At 40.3% G+C, this 15,318-nt stretch carries 8 protein-coding genes; 4 read left to right on the plus strand and 4 right to left on the minus strand.

Features of this window, described 5'->3' with window-relative positions; genetic code table 11:
* Nucleotides 1-10: 10 nt before the first annotated feature.
* Nucleotides 11-694 (minus strand): hypothetical protein, encoded by a 684-nt coding sequence (locus AAFF35_RS03625; RefSeq protein WP_342331053.1) that lies wholly within the window; start codon nucleotides 692-694, stop codon nucleotides 11-13.
* Between the two features lie 63 nt (nucleotides 695-757).
* Between AAFF35_RS03625 and tyrS the strand changes: the two genes are divergently transcribed.
* Nucleotides 758-2,044: a tyrosine--tRNA ligase gene (tyrS, locus tag AAFF35_RS03630; protein WP_342331054.1), complete on the plus strand. Its 1,287-nt coding sequence runs from the start codon at nucleotides 758-760 to the stop codon at nucleotides 2,042-2,044.
* 51 nt (nucleotides 2,045-2,095) lie between these two features.
* Here tyrS and AAFF35_RS03635 read toward each other — a convergent pair whose 3' ends face one another.
* Genes AAFF35_RS03635 through AAFF35_RS03645 form a run of 3 tightly spaced genes read right to left on the minus strand, consistent with a single transcriptional unit; the run spans nucleotide 2,096 to nucleotide 5,902 of the window.
* A complete protein-coding gene (locus AAFF35_RS03635; RefSeq protein WP_342331055.1) occupies nucleotides 2,096-3,079 on the minus strand; it encodes an acyl transferase in 984 nt (327 codons plus the stop codon).
* A gap of 29 nt (nucleotides 3,080-3,108) precedes the next feature.
* A complete protein-coding gene (locus tag AAFF35_RS03640; protein WP_342331056.1) occupies nucleotides 3,109-3,459 on the minus strand; it encodes a hypothetical protein in 351 nt (116 codons plus the stop codon).
* Nucleotides 3,460-3,463: 4 nt separating this feature from the next.
* The gene (locus tag AAFF35_RS03645; RefSeq protein ID WP_342331057.1) at nucleotides 3,464-5,902 is read right to left on the minus strand and encodes a penicillin acylase family protein; all 2,439 of its coding nucleotides are present in this window, start codon (nucleotides 5,900-5,902) and stop codon (nucleotides 3,464-3,466) included.
* A gap of 194 nt (nucleotides 5,903-6,096) precedes the next feature.
* On the opposite strand from AAFF35_RS03645, the gene AAFF35_RS03650 reads away from it, so the two are divergent.
* The 3 genes from AAFF35_RS03650 to AAFF35_RS03660 all read left to right on the plus strand — a co-directional run bounded on the left by AAFF35_RS03650 (nucleotide 6,097) and on the right by AAFF35_RS03660 (nucleotide 15,300).
* Nucleotides 6,097-8,979 (plus strand): TonB-dependent receptor, encoded by a 2,883-nt coding sequence (locus AAFF35_RS03650; protein WP_342331058.1) that lies wholly within the window; start codon nucleotides 6,097-6,099, stop codon nucleotides 8,977-8,979.
* Between the two features lie 992 nt (nucleotides 8,980-9,971).
* Nucleotides 9,972-12,113: a S8 family serine peptidase gene (locus AAFF35_RS03655; RefSeq protein ID WP_342331059.1), complete on the plus strand. Its 2,142-nt coding sequence runs from the start codon at nucleotides 9,972-9,974 to the stop codon at nucleotides 12,111-12,113.
* A gap of 715 nt (nucleotides 12,114-12,828) precedes the next feature.
* The gene (locus AAFF35_RS03660; protein ID WP_342331060.1) at nucleotides 12,829-15,300 is read left to right on the plus strand and encodes a glycoside hydrolase family 31 protein; all 2,472 of its coding nucleotides are present in this window, start codon (nucleotides 12,829-12,831) and stop codon (nucleotides 15,298-15,300) included.
* Nucleotides 15,301-15,318: the final 18 nt, after the last annotated feature.

Below are 15,318 nucleotides of genomic sequence, written 5' to 3' on the forward strand. Positions count from 1 at the left end.
ATAGAATAAATCAGAATAAAGGAGGAAGCATACCTTCTATGCGATCGAAAATCCCCATATAATCCGGCTCAAGGGTTGTTTTATATTGCTCCAGCCGTTCGGTGAGCATAGTCAGCTGCGCTTCCGTAAATGGGTTTTCCCATAAGCGCATGCAGATGCGGTTTAGCGCATAGGAGATGTTTTCCATTTTTTGATAACTGAAAATATACCTGCTGGAGATGAAACGTTCTAAAAAATTAAAGAAAACGCTGGTATCTGTCAGTCCGCAATTCTTTAAAAAGGCATCCAGTGCAGGTTTGTCCGATTGGCTGAGTTGTTCATAAAATGTAGGAATGTTGACTTTTCCTTTTACGGTGAGTAAATGGTCCAGGATCAGTTCCAGTCCGATGTGTGCCAGAAAGAAAGGTTTTACAGGGCTATTTTCAAAGACCGGTAAAATGAGTTGTTTCAAAGCATTGGTTTCTGTTTTGAAGAATTCCGAAGAATGGAAAATCCGGTCTACTTCCAGGTGCCTTTCCCAGCCTTTGAGCATGGACAATTGATGTTTATCTGCTTCAAAAAGGTGTTTCTCTTTTAAAGGATAGAGGTTGCTGTCTTTCTGTGCATTTTTGATCAAATCGGGCAAAATGACGCCGATGACCATGTTTTCATCATGATTGTTTCGTTCGAAATAGAAATGGGATAGGAAGTTCATCGCTTTAAAAGTAGCTATTTTTGTTCAGTGCTTTTCCTATATTTGCGGCAAAAGGATATAATAATGACCAATTTTGTTGAAGAATTACGCTGGAGAGGCATGTTACAGGACATCATGCCTGGTACTGAAGAAAAATTAAATGAGGGAATGACGTCCGGGTATATTGGTTTTGATCCAACTGCAGATTCATTGCATGTGGGCCACCTGACCCAGATCATGACGCTTATTCATTTTCAACGTGCAGGACATAAGCCTTATGCTCTCGTAGGTGGCGCAACAGGAATGGTTGGAGATCCTTCCGGTAAATCCGATGAAAGGAATCTTCAGACAGAGGCTATGGTAGAACATAACCTTGCAGGGATGAAGAAACAACTTTCTAAATTCCTCAAATTTGAAGATGCCGGTAATGGAGCAGTCATGGTGAATAACAACGACTGGTTTAAAGACATGAACCTGTTTACTTTTATCAGAGATGTTGGAAAACACATTACGGTCAACTATATGATGGCTAAGGACAGTGTGAAAAGACGTTTGGATGGTGATTCCGGACTCTCTTTTACCGAATTCTGCTACCAGTTGATTCAGGGTTTTGATTTTTATTATTTATGGAAACACCATAATTGCCTCATTCAAATGGGCGGTTCTGATCAATGGGGTAACATTGTTACCGGTACGGAACTGATCAGACGCAAAGATGCAGGTACTGCCTTTGCGATTACCACTCAATTGATTAAAAAAGCAGACGGAACTAAATTTGGCAAGACTGAAAGTGGCGCCGTTTGGTTAGATCCTGAGAAAACTTCGCCTTATAAGTTCTATCAGTTTTGGTTAAATGCTTCTGATGATGATACCAAGAAGTGGATCAGGATCTTTACGTTAAAAACGAAGGAGGAAATTGAAGCGCTGGAAACAGAGCACGATGCTGCCCCTCATTTGCGCATCTTGCAAAAAGCATTGGCAGAGGACATCACCGTAAGGACACATTCTTTGGAAGCATTAGAGACTGCAATTAAGACTTCAGAGTTTTTATTTGGCAACGGTTCCTTAGAATTTTTTAATACTTTAACCGAGACACAGGTGCTGGAGATTTTTGAAGGAATTCCTCAGTTTTCTGTTTCAAAAGAAGAATTGCGCCTGGGCATTGATGCAGCTACTTTGCTGGCAGAGAAATCTTCGGTATTTCCTTCCAAAGGAGAAGCGAAGAAATTAATTCAGGGTGGCGGTGTATCGGTAAATAAAGAGAAATTAAAAGATGCTGCAGAAATGATCTCTGCAGATCACCTGTTAAATGACCAGTTCATTATCGTTCAGAAAGGAAAGAAAAACTATTTCCTGCTGGTCGTTAAATAACCATAAAAAATTAAGGTAAAAATCCCGGCTATAGAATAGACCGGGATTTTTTTATTGAACCAATAGGTTACAACCTCTGATATCGGCATTGTCAAAGCGGCCCAATACTTCAAAGGAACCATCAGGGAATAAGCGTCCCAGATCCTGGGTGGCAATAAAAGAGCAGGAATTGACATTGGCGAGATCAATGACATTGATCCCACCGCTACGGTTGTTGCTCAGTAAGGTTAGCGGGTCATTGGTATCTCTCAGATGGATTTTCATCCATGGCGGGCATTCGAAAATACCCGATCCTTTAGAGTAGGCCTGCGATAAGAGTTCCGTCATCCCATACTCGCTATGGATATCACTTACGCCAAAGCCATCCTGCAGGAGCTGATGTAATTCTTCTCTGACCATTTCTTTTCTTTTTCCTTTCATTCCGCCGGTTTCCATGACCACCAGCTCCGGGAAATCAATTTGATATTTCTCTATAAAATCAAGTAGGGCATAGGTCACACCAATCAAAATGGTTTTCTGACCTGCAGCTTTCAGCTGATTTAGTTTTTGATGTAATTCCTCGTGGTTGTGCAGGAAATATCCGCTATCCGGGTGTTTGCTGTCCCTGATCAGGGCATCCACCATATAAATTAAAGAAGAACCGTCGCGCTCCAGATAGGATGGAAGCAGTGCCAGGAAACAGGTGTTTTCAATCTTTCCGTAAAACTGTTCAAAGGCAAGGGTAAAACTTTGATCATAAACAGAAAGATCCGTAACCAGGTGTCTGCTTTGAATCATTCCTGTAGTACCGGAGCTGCTGAATGTGATTTCACTGGCCTCCTTGCTGCTCAGTATTTCATGTGTTTTAAAAAAGCTGATCGGCAGGTAAGGAATTTCTATCGAAGCTTTGATTTCTTCTGGTTTAATCCTTAGATGAGAAATGTATTCCTTGTAAATGCTACAGTTTTCTGCCTGATGTCTGAATACATTCAGGCAGCTTTCTTCAAACTGACTTTGATTGCTGATCGAAAATATTTGTTTAATTAAATCCTTCACCCGGCAAAAATACACAAGAATGTTTTAGTTTAGGCATTGGTTTTCTTAGATAACACCGCTTTTCTGAAGTGATATCCACAAATTCCACTGATTGCAGCAACGAAAGCACCTAAGAGGGTACTGACTACGAGTACCATCCACCAGACTTTTACATCCAGCATTTCCGCGATCCTTGAAGCTAAAAGATGCTGATTAGGAATGCTTTTAAACAACGCCATTCCCAACCAGAGTAAGAGGATGGCAAAGAAAGGAGACCAAAGGGAGATCTTCGCTGTTTTGCCTATTAGTCCGCAGGTTGCAAATGAAATTACAACAATCACCCACCAGGGTAAAACCATTTGCAGTAGGAAGGAAGCGATAAGTATAACTATAAAAACCATTGTATTATTTTTTGGTTATTTTTAATTGAGAAATTATTTTGGCATTAGGATCATCCGGGGATTTCATAAAGTAAAGGTCATACAATTTTCCACTTGCCCAGGTATCGATCATGTCATCATAGAAACGGCTTCCCGGATTTCCCGATTGTCCGCCCGGAAATACCCCGTGTCCTTTAGGAGTTTTACCCAATTCAATGACCATCCTCCAGGAAGGGCCATTACTTTCGCTAAGGGCGTCGATGGTCATTTTACCTCCACCAATCATCAGGGTTTTTGATCCGAAGCCAGGGATTTTTGCCAGGTGAGGTACATTGGTGTGTTTTACATTGGCCCATTCCCATTTCTTACCGATTGCCCCATACTTTCTTTCCAGACTGTCGCAGGAGTATTTAAAGGCTTCGTTCACTAAATCACTCAGCGTTTCTTTTTCCGGGGTATTGATGTTGTCCACCCATTTAGAATTAGGTTCTTTTAGGACCAGCTGTAAAGAGCGGTCGCGGGAGGGAAAGCGCATAGGTACAGAATCAACCACAAATTCATCACTCCAGATATTGGATTGCAGTCTTTTTGTCCAGAGGTCAAAAATGCTTGCCGCCAGAGATTTAGCTTCGTAATATTTGTTCCATTCTGAGGTGATGCGGAGTGCTTCTTTTTGAGTCGCATTTAGTTTGCTATTGTCTACCAGGCCTAAAATGGTAGGTAAGATATTTTGTGCAAAGATGCTGTAGGTATCGGTTTGCATGGTCCGGATGCTATCGGCGGTGGCCTTAGTCATGGCGGTTAAGCGGTCATTGATTCTTTTGCCACGTTCATACGGACTAAACTCCCAGTTGATATAATAGGGGTAGCTAGGGTCTGTAGATGATTGGTTAGCCGAGCTGACAAAACCTCTTGGCGGGTTCTTTACCGTAGGATTGTGTGCTGCGGGAATCCAGCCTTGCCAATCACTTTTAGGATCCGTTCCATCCAGGATAAATTTGCCCTGATCTTTCCATTTTAAGGGAAACTTGCCATTGGCGGTGATGGCGATGTCGTTATCCGCGGATGCGAATATAAAATTTTGTGCAGGAGCGGTATAATAAGTTAAGGCTTTGCGGTAATCATCATAGTTTTTCCCGCGATTTAAAAGGTAAAAAGTCTTAAGTTCGTTTGACTTTTCATGTGCAATCCAGCGCAGTGCATTGCCTACAGGAACATTTCCTGCCCTGGCATAACCTGTAGGCTTTTGCAGGTAGACTACCGGGCCATGATGTGTATAAAAAACGGTATCTGTTTCTGTTTTGCCCCCTCTGATCCCAATTTTCTCCAGGCGGGTGCTGGTATTTTTCCATTGGTTATTGTACCAATAGCTTTTATGGGTATGGTCTTTAAACTTGATCTGATAGAAATCCAGGACGTCTGCAGCTACATTTGTGACGCCCCAGGCAATGTTCTGGTTGAAACCGATGATGATGCCAGGAGCCCCAGGAAGCGATACACCATAGGAATTAAGTCCCGGTGCATGCAATTGAATCTGGTACCAGATGGAAGGTAAGGTCAGGTCGAGGTGCGGATCATTGGATAGAATTGGTGAGCCTGACAGGGTCTTCGATCCGGATAATGCCCAGTTATTGCTTCCGATTCCTTCTTCTTTTTGTTTGGTTTTTACAGATCCGGTCATCATTTCTGTGAATGAAGCTGGTGGAGTCGGGATCGGTAAAGGTTGGAAATCCCATTTTGTTCCTACCGGAATGATTGGGTCTTCTTTGAAAGGATAATCCGGAAACAGGTCTTTAACGACCTCAGTGCCAAATTTCTTTCTGATATTGGTCATGTAAAACTCATCGGAACCCATGGCCAGGACGGCCGACATTTGTTTTAACAACAATGCACATTTGATGGGCGTCCAGTCTTCCGGTTTAAAGTCTAATATTTTATATTCAATCGGTAATTTTGCTGCGGATAAAGAGTGGATATAAGCATTGATCCCGGCAGTATAAGCCAAAATCATTTCTTTGGATTTGGGATCAGCCATCATTCCTTCCAGAGATTTCTCTGCGCCGTACACCATTCCCATTCTTCGTTGGTATCTGTCGACCTCTATGGCTTTTTTTCCTACCACCTCAGATAAACGTCCCGCTGCGTAACGCGTTTGAAAGTCCATTTGCCATAAGCGGTGCTTCGCAGTCACATAGCCCTGTGCATAATAAACATCATGGTCATTCTGCGCGAAGATATGGGGAATCATGCGATCGTCAAAAGCAATATCTACGTTTGCAATCGTTTCTTTTAAAACGAGGCTTTTACGCACCTTCACAGAGGCATTCTCCGCGTTTTGCCAGAATCCGGTAAAAGGGTTGAGAAACTTTAGTATGGGGGGAGTGTCTCCGAATTTTGTATTCAATGCATAAGCTAACAGTATCGGGATTACAATGCAAATCAGGGCTTTTATTTTATTCATCATAATTGAATTAAAGGTACGCTTTATCTTATCAATTAAAGCGTTCAGTTTCTGGTTTCTGCAATTTAACACAAAACTTAATTCGTTTAAAATGAAAATTAGATTTTGTCTGTTAAATAGTCTACAAAATACAGTTTGGATAATTAAAAAATTGTATTAAATTTAAGATAAAATTAACCAAATATAAAATCTTACGTATGAGCAAAACTTTTACAAAAGCAATCTTCACGTTTTTACTGTTCTTTGTTGCGATCTCGGCAGCACAGGCACAAAACGTCGTCATTAGTGGGACGGTGACCGATAAACTCACTAAAGAGCCAATACCAGGTGTTGGGATTACAGTCAAAGGCACCACTTCAGGAACCGCTACTGATAACGCTGGAAAATATAATTTCAGTACCTCGCAGAAAGCGCCATTTACCTTAGTGATTTCTTATTTGGGATATATTTCGGTTGAAAAACAAATTACTGGTAATACTTCCAATCTAGATGTAGAGCTGGAGCAAACCGCGCTCTTAGGGCAGGAGGTAGTAATTTCTGCTTCCAGAACTCCGGAAAAAATCCTGGAATCTCCGGTATCTGTGGAACGTATGGGCGCGGCTGCAATTAAAGAGGTGGCAGCACCTTCTTTTTATGATGCCCTGAACAATATGAAAGGGGTCGAAATCAGTACCCAGAGTTTAACCTTCAAATCCATCAATACCAGGGGATTTAACTCGAATGGAAATACCAGGTTCAACCAGTATGTAGACGGAATGGACAATCAGGCTCCTGGTCTGAACTTCTCTGTTGGTAACATCGTTGGGGTAAATGATCTGGATGTCGACAATGTCGAGCTGTTGCCGGGTGCCTCTTCCGCCTTATACGGTGCAGGAGGAATTAGTGGCACAATGCTGATCAGCTCTAAAAATCCTTTTGATTATCAGGGCGCAAGCTTCCAGTACAAGAGAGGAATCAATCATGTGAATGACAATACCAGCGATACGCAGCCATTTAATCAATTGGATGTTCGTGTAGCGAAAGCATGGAATAATAAATTCGCATTTAAAGGTACGTTCTCTTTTATGCAGGCGGAAGACTGGCATGCGAACAACTTCAGCAATTTTGACCGTGCTGCGCGTCAGGCTAAGCCGGGCGACAGGAATTCTGATCCTAACTATGATGGCATCAACAGCTATGGTGATGAGGTGAGTCAGAATATGAGAAATGTTGCTCAGGCAGCACTTAACGCAGGTACTTCAGGCTTTGTAAAGACCGCATTAGGTTTGTCAACTGATCCTACAGCCGCACAAATTGCAGCTTTTAGGGCTAGTCCACAAGGAGGTCCCGCATTAACTAATTTCTTAGGCACCGATCCCCGCTTTAGACCATTTACCTTAGGTTTACAAAATCCTGCACTTCTTCCCGATCAAAACGTTTCCAGAACGGGGTATGAAGAAGTCAATCTGGTGGATTATAAAACCCAGTCTTTGAAAACTTCAGGTGCTTTACATTACAGGTTTACACCTACGATAGAAGCAATTGCTCAGGCAAACTGGGGAACAGGAACTTCGGTATATACAGGATCAGACCGTTATTCTTTGCGTAACTTCAGTATCGGACAATATAAACTGGAATTAAAAGGACAGGATTTCTTCCTGAAAGGATATACTACTCAGGAGCGCTCAGGAGATTCTTATATTTCTTCTATTTTGGGTAGCTATATCAACGAGAAATCAAAGAGATCTGTAGACTGGTTCCCTCAATATGTAGGGAATTATGTGGGTGCTCGTGCCTTAGGTGCGAATGATGCGGCTGCGCACGCTGCTGCCAGAGCTGCTGCGAATCAAGGGAGATTCGAACCCGGATCTGCACAGTATGAAGCTGCCAAAGAGCAAATTATGAATACCACTATCGCCAGTACAGATTTTAGTAAGGGCATTTATGGTGCTAAATTCAATGATAAAACCAATTTGTACCACTATGAAGGAATGTACAATTTCAGTAATATCCTGAATAATGTGGTTGAATTTCAGTTGGGTTCTTCTTATCGTATTTATCAGTTAAGATCTGGTGGAACGATTTTTAATGACCTTAATGATAAAATCGACATCAATGAATATGGCGCTTTTGCTCAATTGGGCAAGAAATTGTTTAATGACAAAGTGAAACTAACGGTATCCGGACGTTACGATAAAAGCAGCAATTTTGAAGGCCGCTTTACGCCAAGGGTAACAGGTGTGTTTACGGTTGCTCCAAATAACAATATCCGTTTGTCTTATCAGACTGGATATAGAAACCCAACCACTCAGAATCAATATATAGATCTATCTGTAGGTGGTGGTTCTCAAAGATTAATTGGTGGCTTACCTCAAAGCCTGAACAACTATAGTCTTTACACTAATAAGCCGTTTACTGATGTAAGTTATCGTGCCTTTCTGGCCTCAGCTTCTGCAGGTACACCAAATCCAGCTTTATTGCAACAATATAATTTTGATCCTAAAGGAGTAGTTCCGGAAAGTGTTCAGGCTTATGAAGTGGGTTATAAAGGTTTATTAGGACCTAAGTTCCTGATCGATGCCTACGCCTATTACAATATGTATAAAAACTTCATTACTGCAGTGGATGTTTACCAGAATAACAATGGTTCATTCACTAAGTTCGGCGTTCCTGTGAATGCTACCGGAGAGGTGAAAGCTTATGGCGCTGCTTTGGGAATCGACTATTTATTGGGTAAATTCAATGTAAGCGGTAACGTTTCTTACAATGAGATCGGCGACCTTCCTTCAGGTTATATCAATGATTTCAATACCCCTAAATACCGCTATAACCTGGGATTGGGCAATAAAGAAATCATTAAAAATGTAGGTTTCAATGTGGCCTGGCGCTGGCAAGATAAATTCTACTGGAACTCTTCTTTTGCTTCAGGAGATGTACCTGCCTACAGTACATTGGATGCGCAGATCAACCTGAAAGTACCGTCAGTAAACTCTATGATTAAAATCGGAGGTTCAAACGTCTTGAATAAATATTACTTCACTTCTTATGGTAACCCTTCTGTTGGGGCGCTATATTATGTGTCTTATACTTTCAATCCTTAAAATCTCTCTATCAACGAAAATAGCTCCCACCCTAGAGGCTATTGTGCGATAGTAAAAATCAAATGGTCGAATAACCGCATTTAAAAAATGGTATTCGACCATTTGATTTTAGTGTAGATTATTAAGTCGACTATAACTCCTCGTTTTTCCTTCTGGGCTTACACACTTCTGTAAAAGGAATTTAAATACCGGATCTTTAAGTATTCTTGACCGGAGTGCCGTTTAGTCTGCTAAGTAGCCGTTTGTTCTTAGTGTCAACAAGAGCACTAGTCAAAGAAGGCTTTAGTGAGGAAGTGGAACGTATCGCCAATGGTGTCACTAAAAAGTTGTTTGCCGAGCTATATTGTAATTTGCAGATGTTTCCAAATTTAGTTATTGTCTTTTTTGAGTGTGATTTTATCCGCTTGTAAGATATTGGAATTCTTTATGTTTTTGCATGATTTGTTGAGTCATTTGGATACCGTTGTCAATCGTACATCAGTGAAAATTATTTTGCAGTGTTTTTTGTAATCAGCACGAATAAGAGTGCTTAAGATCGGTAGGATGGCGGGCCGATTGCGGCATGGTAATTTCAATTTTGGCAGATGACGCTTCTGTGTTATGTGTCCTTTTGTGTTAATTTTAGTAAATGATATATTTAAATATATGCCAATTAAGGAAATTTTGTGTAAAAAAAAGATAAATTAATCAATGGTGCTGGATGGAAATAATGAGTTTTATCCGGTTTTAGCTACTTTTTGTGTATTTTAAGTTAATAATTGTGTTTTTTGGATATTTATTTATACAAATAAATCTAATTAATTACATTATTTGTATATTTAGGTAATTGTTGTGTTTTAAACGAGTGTTGTAATCTATATTTTGTATTTTTTTATATTTCCCTTGTGTTGTTGCCTAAGGGATATGAATAAATCATTGGAAGCTGATTTTTTCTCTTATTCATTTTAAGTTCTCAAATAATTAACGAATTCTAAAAATAAAACTGTAAGCTTATGAAGCCACTTAATCAACTACTCAATCCAGAATTCCCCAGGTACTTTTATTATCAAGGGTCTAGGGTTTACCTAAATAATGTTCAAAATAAAGTGCTTATTTCTTTTAGGGAGCCAACAAGTTTAGAAAGTAAAAAAGAAGTGCTGTCCAGAATTAATAAAACTTTTGGAGAAGATGTATTATCAACAGTCGAAGGAAATCGAATTGAAGATAAATTTTTGATTTTGGATTTACATAATTCGACCAATGCAAAATTAGCTGATGGAGTCCAAATTCAATTTGATCAACCAGAAATTGAGTACATAAGTGCCGTTTATACTACAGAAGATAGCCCCAAGGTACTAATGGCCCTCACTAATCAACTGTTTGTTGGGGTTAAACCTAAATATTCGATTGAGGATTTGGATGCATTATTGGATAAATTTGGAGGAATATCTAAGAAGGAGCAATTTGGAGATAACGTGTTTCTTTTGACTTTGGCAGATAACGAAAAATTCGATAGTCTGGATATCGCGAATCAAATTTCAGAAAGTCCGCTTATTGAATATGCTGAGCCTAGTTTCTTTCGTTCAATGCCTGTTTTAGCTTATACACCTAATGATCCTTTGTATTCATCTGAATGGCATATTCCAAGAATTGGTGCTGATAATGTATGGTGTTGGGGAAATGCAGGTAGCTCCGTTTCAATTGGAATTATGGACGTAGGAATAAATACTTCACATCCTGATTTATCTGCCTTTTTCCTGGGTACCTACGATCCTACCGGGTTATCCTTAGGATACGATGCACATGGAACATTATGTGCGGGTGCAGCTCTTGAAAATGGGGACAACTCAATTGGCGGATGTGGTGTAGCTTATATGGCTCGCTTATACCAAATTCGGATTGGATACAACCCAACAACTGATCCAAATAGTGTCAATATGTATTCCCTTGATGCATGGTTAGTCGGGGGATTAAATTATGCATATTCTAACGGAATCGCGGTATTAAGCTGTTCTTTTAGTTTGGGCGCACCAAGTACCACATTTAATAACCGATTGACAAACTTGGCGGATTCCGGGAGGGGGGGATACGGCACTGTTGTTGTAGCTGCCACCGGTAATGAAGGTGTTGATGGAATCGCTTATCCGGCAAGTCATGCAAAAGTTATTTCAGTTGGGTCATCGAATTATTGGGATGAGAAATCAATATTTTCAAATTACGGTTGGAATATGAGCTTAATTGCTCCTGGTGAAAATATCACTACGACTACTTATTTAGGAGGATACACTAACTCGTTTAATGGTACATCAGCTGCTACTCCAATAGTAGCGGGAGCTGTAGCCTTAATTTTACATGATAATGTTTTTTTGAGCAGAACGCAAGTGACGGAAGAGTTATTAATTAATTGTTGTGATAAAGTTGGTCAATATGACTATTATGTGTCTACATATGGTATGAGAAGTTACCAAACTGGATTTGGGCGATTAAAAATTAATAAGTATTATACTAATAAATACAAAATTAATGGCCCAGATTTCTTTTGCGGCAGTCAACAACAATATACTATGCCAGTATTGCCTCCAATATATACAAAGGTCTGGTCATCATCAAATCCTAATCTCCCAGTTGACTCTACAGGATTGATGACAAATCCACATAATGTAAATGAGAGGACAATATTAACTGTTACACTTGTTGGAGGGGCATGTGATATTGAAATTACAAAAAATGTTGCCGTCGGAGTTTGCATTGAAGAGTTTTATGCGATTGGAGACGGACCTAGACGCATTACTCTAGGCAACAATCCATCTGAAGTTGTATATGTAAGGAATAATTCTGCTTTATTTTGGCCTGAATTCCCTTATGCGGGAATGTCATTTGGTTATGCTCCCCGAGTTGGCGAAACTACTTTAGATCGGCCCAATAATAGCTCGCTTATTGCTAACACGCCTTTTTCCTGGATGGGGGATTTCGATATGGTGGTTCTCGAAGTTATCTCGCATCCTCCGACTTGGACACTTGCCTATCCTTTTCCTGATTATAAGAATGGAATAATGGCAATAACGGCAGGAAATGCCTCGGGAACATTAGTAGTAAAACTTAGTTCTCCATGTGGTTTTGCTATACTAACATTCAATGTTGTTGGTATAGATTAAGACCTGATATCTACAAGAAAGTGTACAGGAAGTTGTGTGAATGACTAGTTTATCCTGGAATTTTATCTTGCTAATTGTTCTCATTAATATAAGTATAAGGGGTACATCGACGATCAAGCATGTGGCCCTTATGCTTATTAGTTCTTTAATATTCATTTAAAGATCGAGATAGACTCTTTTTTTGAAAAGCTGCCAGGTTCGACTGAGGGTTGAGTGCTATAGATGTTCTTTATCCAATCATACCCAATGAAATCAATAATAGCCATTCGGAATCAGAGGTCTCTGCAATATGCTTTTTCCTATTTAAGTTTTTTAGATACCCCGATAAACAAAGGTTTTATACAAGCTGCAGAATCGATATTAATGTTTGGAAGGACAGTAATATAGAACTAAAATCTAATGTGGTTTGAGCTACCTGTGAGAATTGATCTGGATAACATAATGCGAAATTCGAATCCAATGAACAGTTTTCCATGATAATGTTTTTTTATATGCTCTAATTTAATTATGGCATATAGAGGAGAGGAAATTGTCTGTTTTTCGACTGGTGCTAGTTAAGTGACGGCTATTTAAACCGGGGCTTTTTGTTGGTTAACACTATCGCTTACAAAGGAAAAGCTGCAAAATAATCCTTTGGTTTTCATATAAATTTTAACACCTTAGTTGTACAGATTACACGATCTATTGATCTGCTATTTTTACTTAAACGATTTTCATGGAAGAACAAAACGAACACGGGAAAGAAATAAAGGATGATGGCATAATTCAGGAAATTGTTGAAGAGACAGTACAACATTTGAATAATCCTGTTACCGACCTGAAGCCTATTGTTAAGAAATACCTCTCAGCAGTGCAAAAGGTGAAGAAGGATGGGAATAAGTTTTACTTTTCTGATGGCGATGCAAGGGTTGAGATCCGGGTGGTGAGCGACGAGATCATCAGGGTAAGACTGGCACCACATGGTGTTTTCTTAGATGATTTCTCTTATGCCGTTCCGGTAGTAGACCAAAAGGTGACGACCTTTAAAATGGAAGAACTGGAAGACCATTACGCCATTTCTACCAATACCATCACCTGTAAGATCGGAAAAGACGATTTCCACATCTCTTTTACGGAAAACCTGAGCCAGATGGTGATGAGCGAAGATGAATCGCCAATGCACTGGGAAGAAAATATAGAATTTGGTGGTTATTATGTATATGCCACAAAAAAATGCCTGTCTGAGGAAAACTTCTTTGGCCTGGGAGATAAATCCGGAAATATGAACCTCCGGGGACGTCATTTCCAGAATTGGAACACCGATGCTTATTCCTTTGGATGGGATCAGGATCCTTTATACCGGACGATTCCATTTTACCTGGGGGTACATCAGCAAGCCGCATACGGGATCTTCTTTGACAATACGTTCCGCTCTTATTTCGATTTCGGAAAGGAAGACAACCAAAAGACCAGTTTCTGGGCAGATGGTGGAGAACTGCAATACTATTATATCCATGGCCCACATATGATGGACGTGGTAAAAAGATATCAAACGCTGACCGGGACACACCCTATGCCACCAAAATGGGCTTTGGGATATCATCAATGCCGATGGAGTTATTATCCTGAGAAAAAGGTGAAAGAAATCGCCGATGGCTTCAGGTCCAGAAATATCCCTTGTGATGCCATTTATCTGGATATCGACTATATGGATGGCTACCGTTGCTTTACCTGGAATAAAAACTATTTCCCTGACCCTAAACGAATGATCAAGGAACTGGCTGATGATGGCTTTAAAACCGTTGTGATGATTGATCCGGGAATTAAAGTGGACGATAATTACTGGGTATTTAAAGAGGGGAAGGAAAACAATTACTTCTGCAGAAGGAGTGATGATTACTTTATGGAAGGTCATGTATGGCCAGGCAGATGTCAGTTTCCGGATTTTACGAACCCAACAGTAAGGGAATGGTGGGGTAATTTGTATAAAGAACTGGTGGACATTGGCGTGGCTGGTGTCTGGAACGATATGAATGAACCTGCAGTATTTGGTGCAGGAACATTTCCCAATGATGTAAGACATAATTTTGATGGTTACCGCGGATCTCACCGTAAAGCACATAATGTTTACGGGATGCAGATGGTACGATCGACGTATGACGGTTTGAAAAAACTGATGCGTAATAAACGTCCCTTTACGATTACCCGTGCGGGTTATTCCGGAATGCAAAGATATGGTTGTGTATGGACGGGAGATAACGTAGCGACCTGGGAGCACCTGAAAATAGGAAATATCCAGTGTCAGCGGATGTCTGTTTCGGGCGTTCCTTTCTGTGGAACTGATATCGGAGGCTTTAGCGGAGAGCCTGATGCAGAATTGTTTACCCGCTGGATTCAGCTGGGAACGTTTTCTCCATTTATGCGTGCGCACTCTGCCGGAGATACTGCGGAAAGAGAACCATGGAGTTTTGGTGAGCCTTATACGAGCATTAACAGGACTTATATTGAATTAAGATACCGTTTGATGCCTTACTTATACTCCGTTTTCTGGGAACATCACCGTTACGGATTCCCGATACTGAGGCCGTTGGTCATGCTGGAACAGGAAAATGTGAGCAATCATTTCCGTCAGGATGAATTCACTTTTGGAGATAAAATCCTGGTTTGTCCGGTTTTGGAACAAGGAGCAACTTCCCGTATGGTCTACCTGCCTAAAGGTAAGTGGTATAATTTCTGGACGCATGAAGTGCTGAACGGTGAGAGCGAGCATAATATTGAGGCGGCCTTAGATCACATGCCTTTGTTTGTACGCGCCGGATCTGTGATTCCTGAATATCCGGTGATGCAATACGTAGGTGAAAAGAATGTAGATGAAGTATTGTTAAATATCTATTATTCGGATTATGAAGTGAATTCTTTTCTTTATGAAGACCATGGAGATACCTTCGCTTATGAGCAGGATATCTATTCAGAAAAGAAATTCAGTGTTAAGGGAGATCAAAAGAACTTAAAGATTGAACAGAGCGTAGACGGACTTTACACGCCTAATTACGAACTGTACAATTATAACATCATCGGGATTCCGTTTAAAGTGAAAAAGATCACAGTGGATGAGCATGATGTACTGGATTTTCACATGGATGAACGCAATTGTCTGCGCTTCAAATCCAATAAGAATTTTATGACGATTAAGGTATACGGTGAATAATGTAAACTAGTTAAAATC

Origin of the sequence: Pedobacter sp. FW305-3-2-15-E-R2A2 (assembly GCF_038446955.1) — a bacterium.
In the GTDB taxonomy this organism is placed as follows: domain Bacteria; phylum Bacteroidota; class Bacteroidia; order Sphingobacteriales; family Sphingobacteriaceae; genus Pedobacter.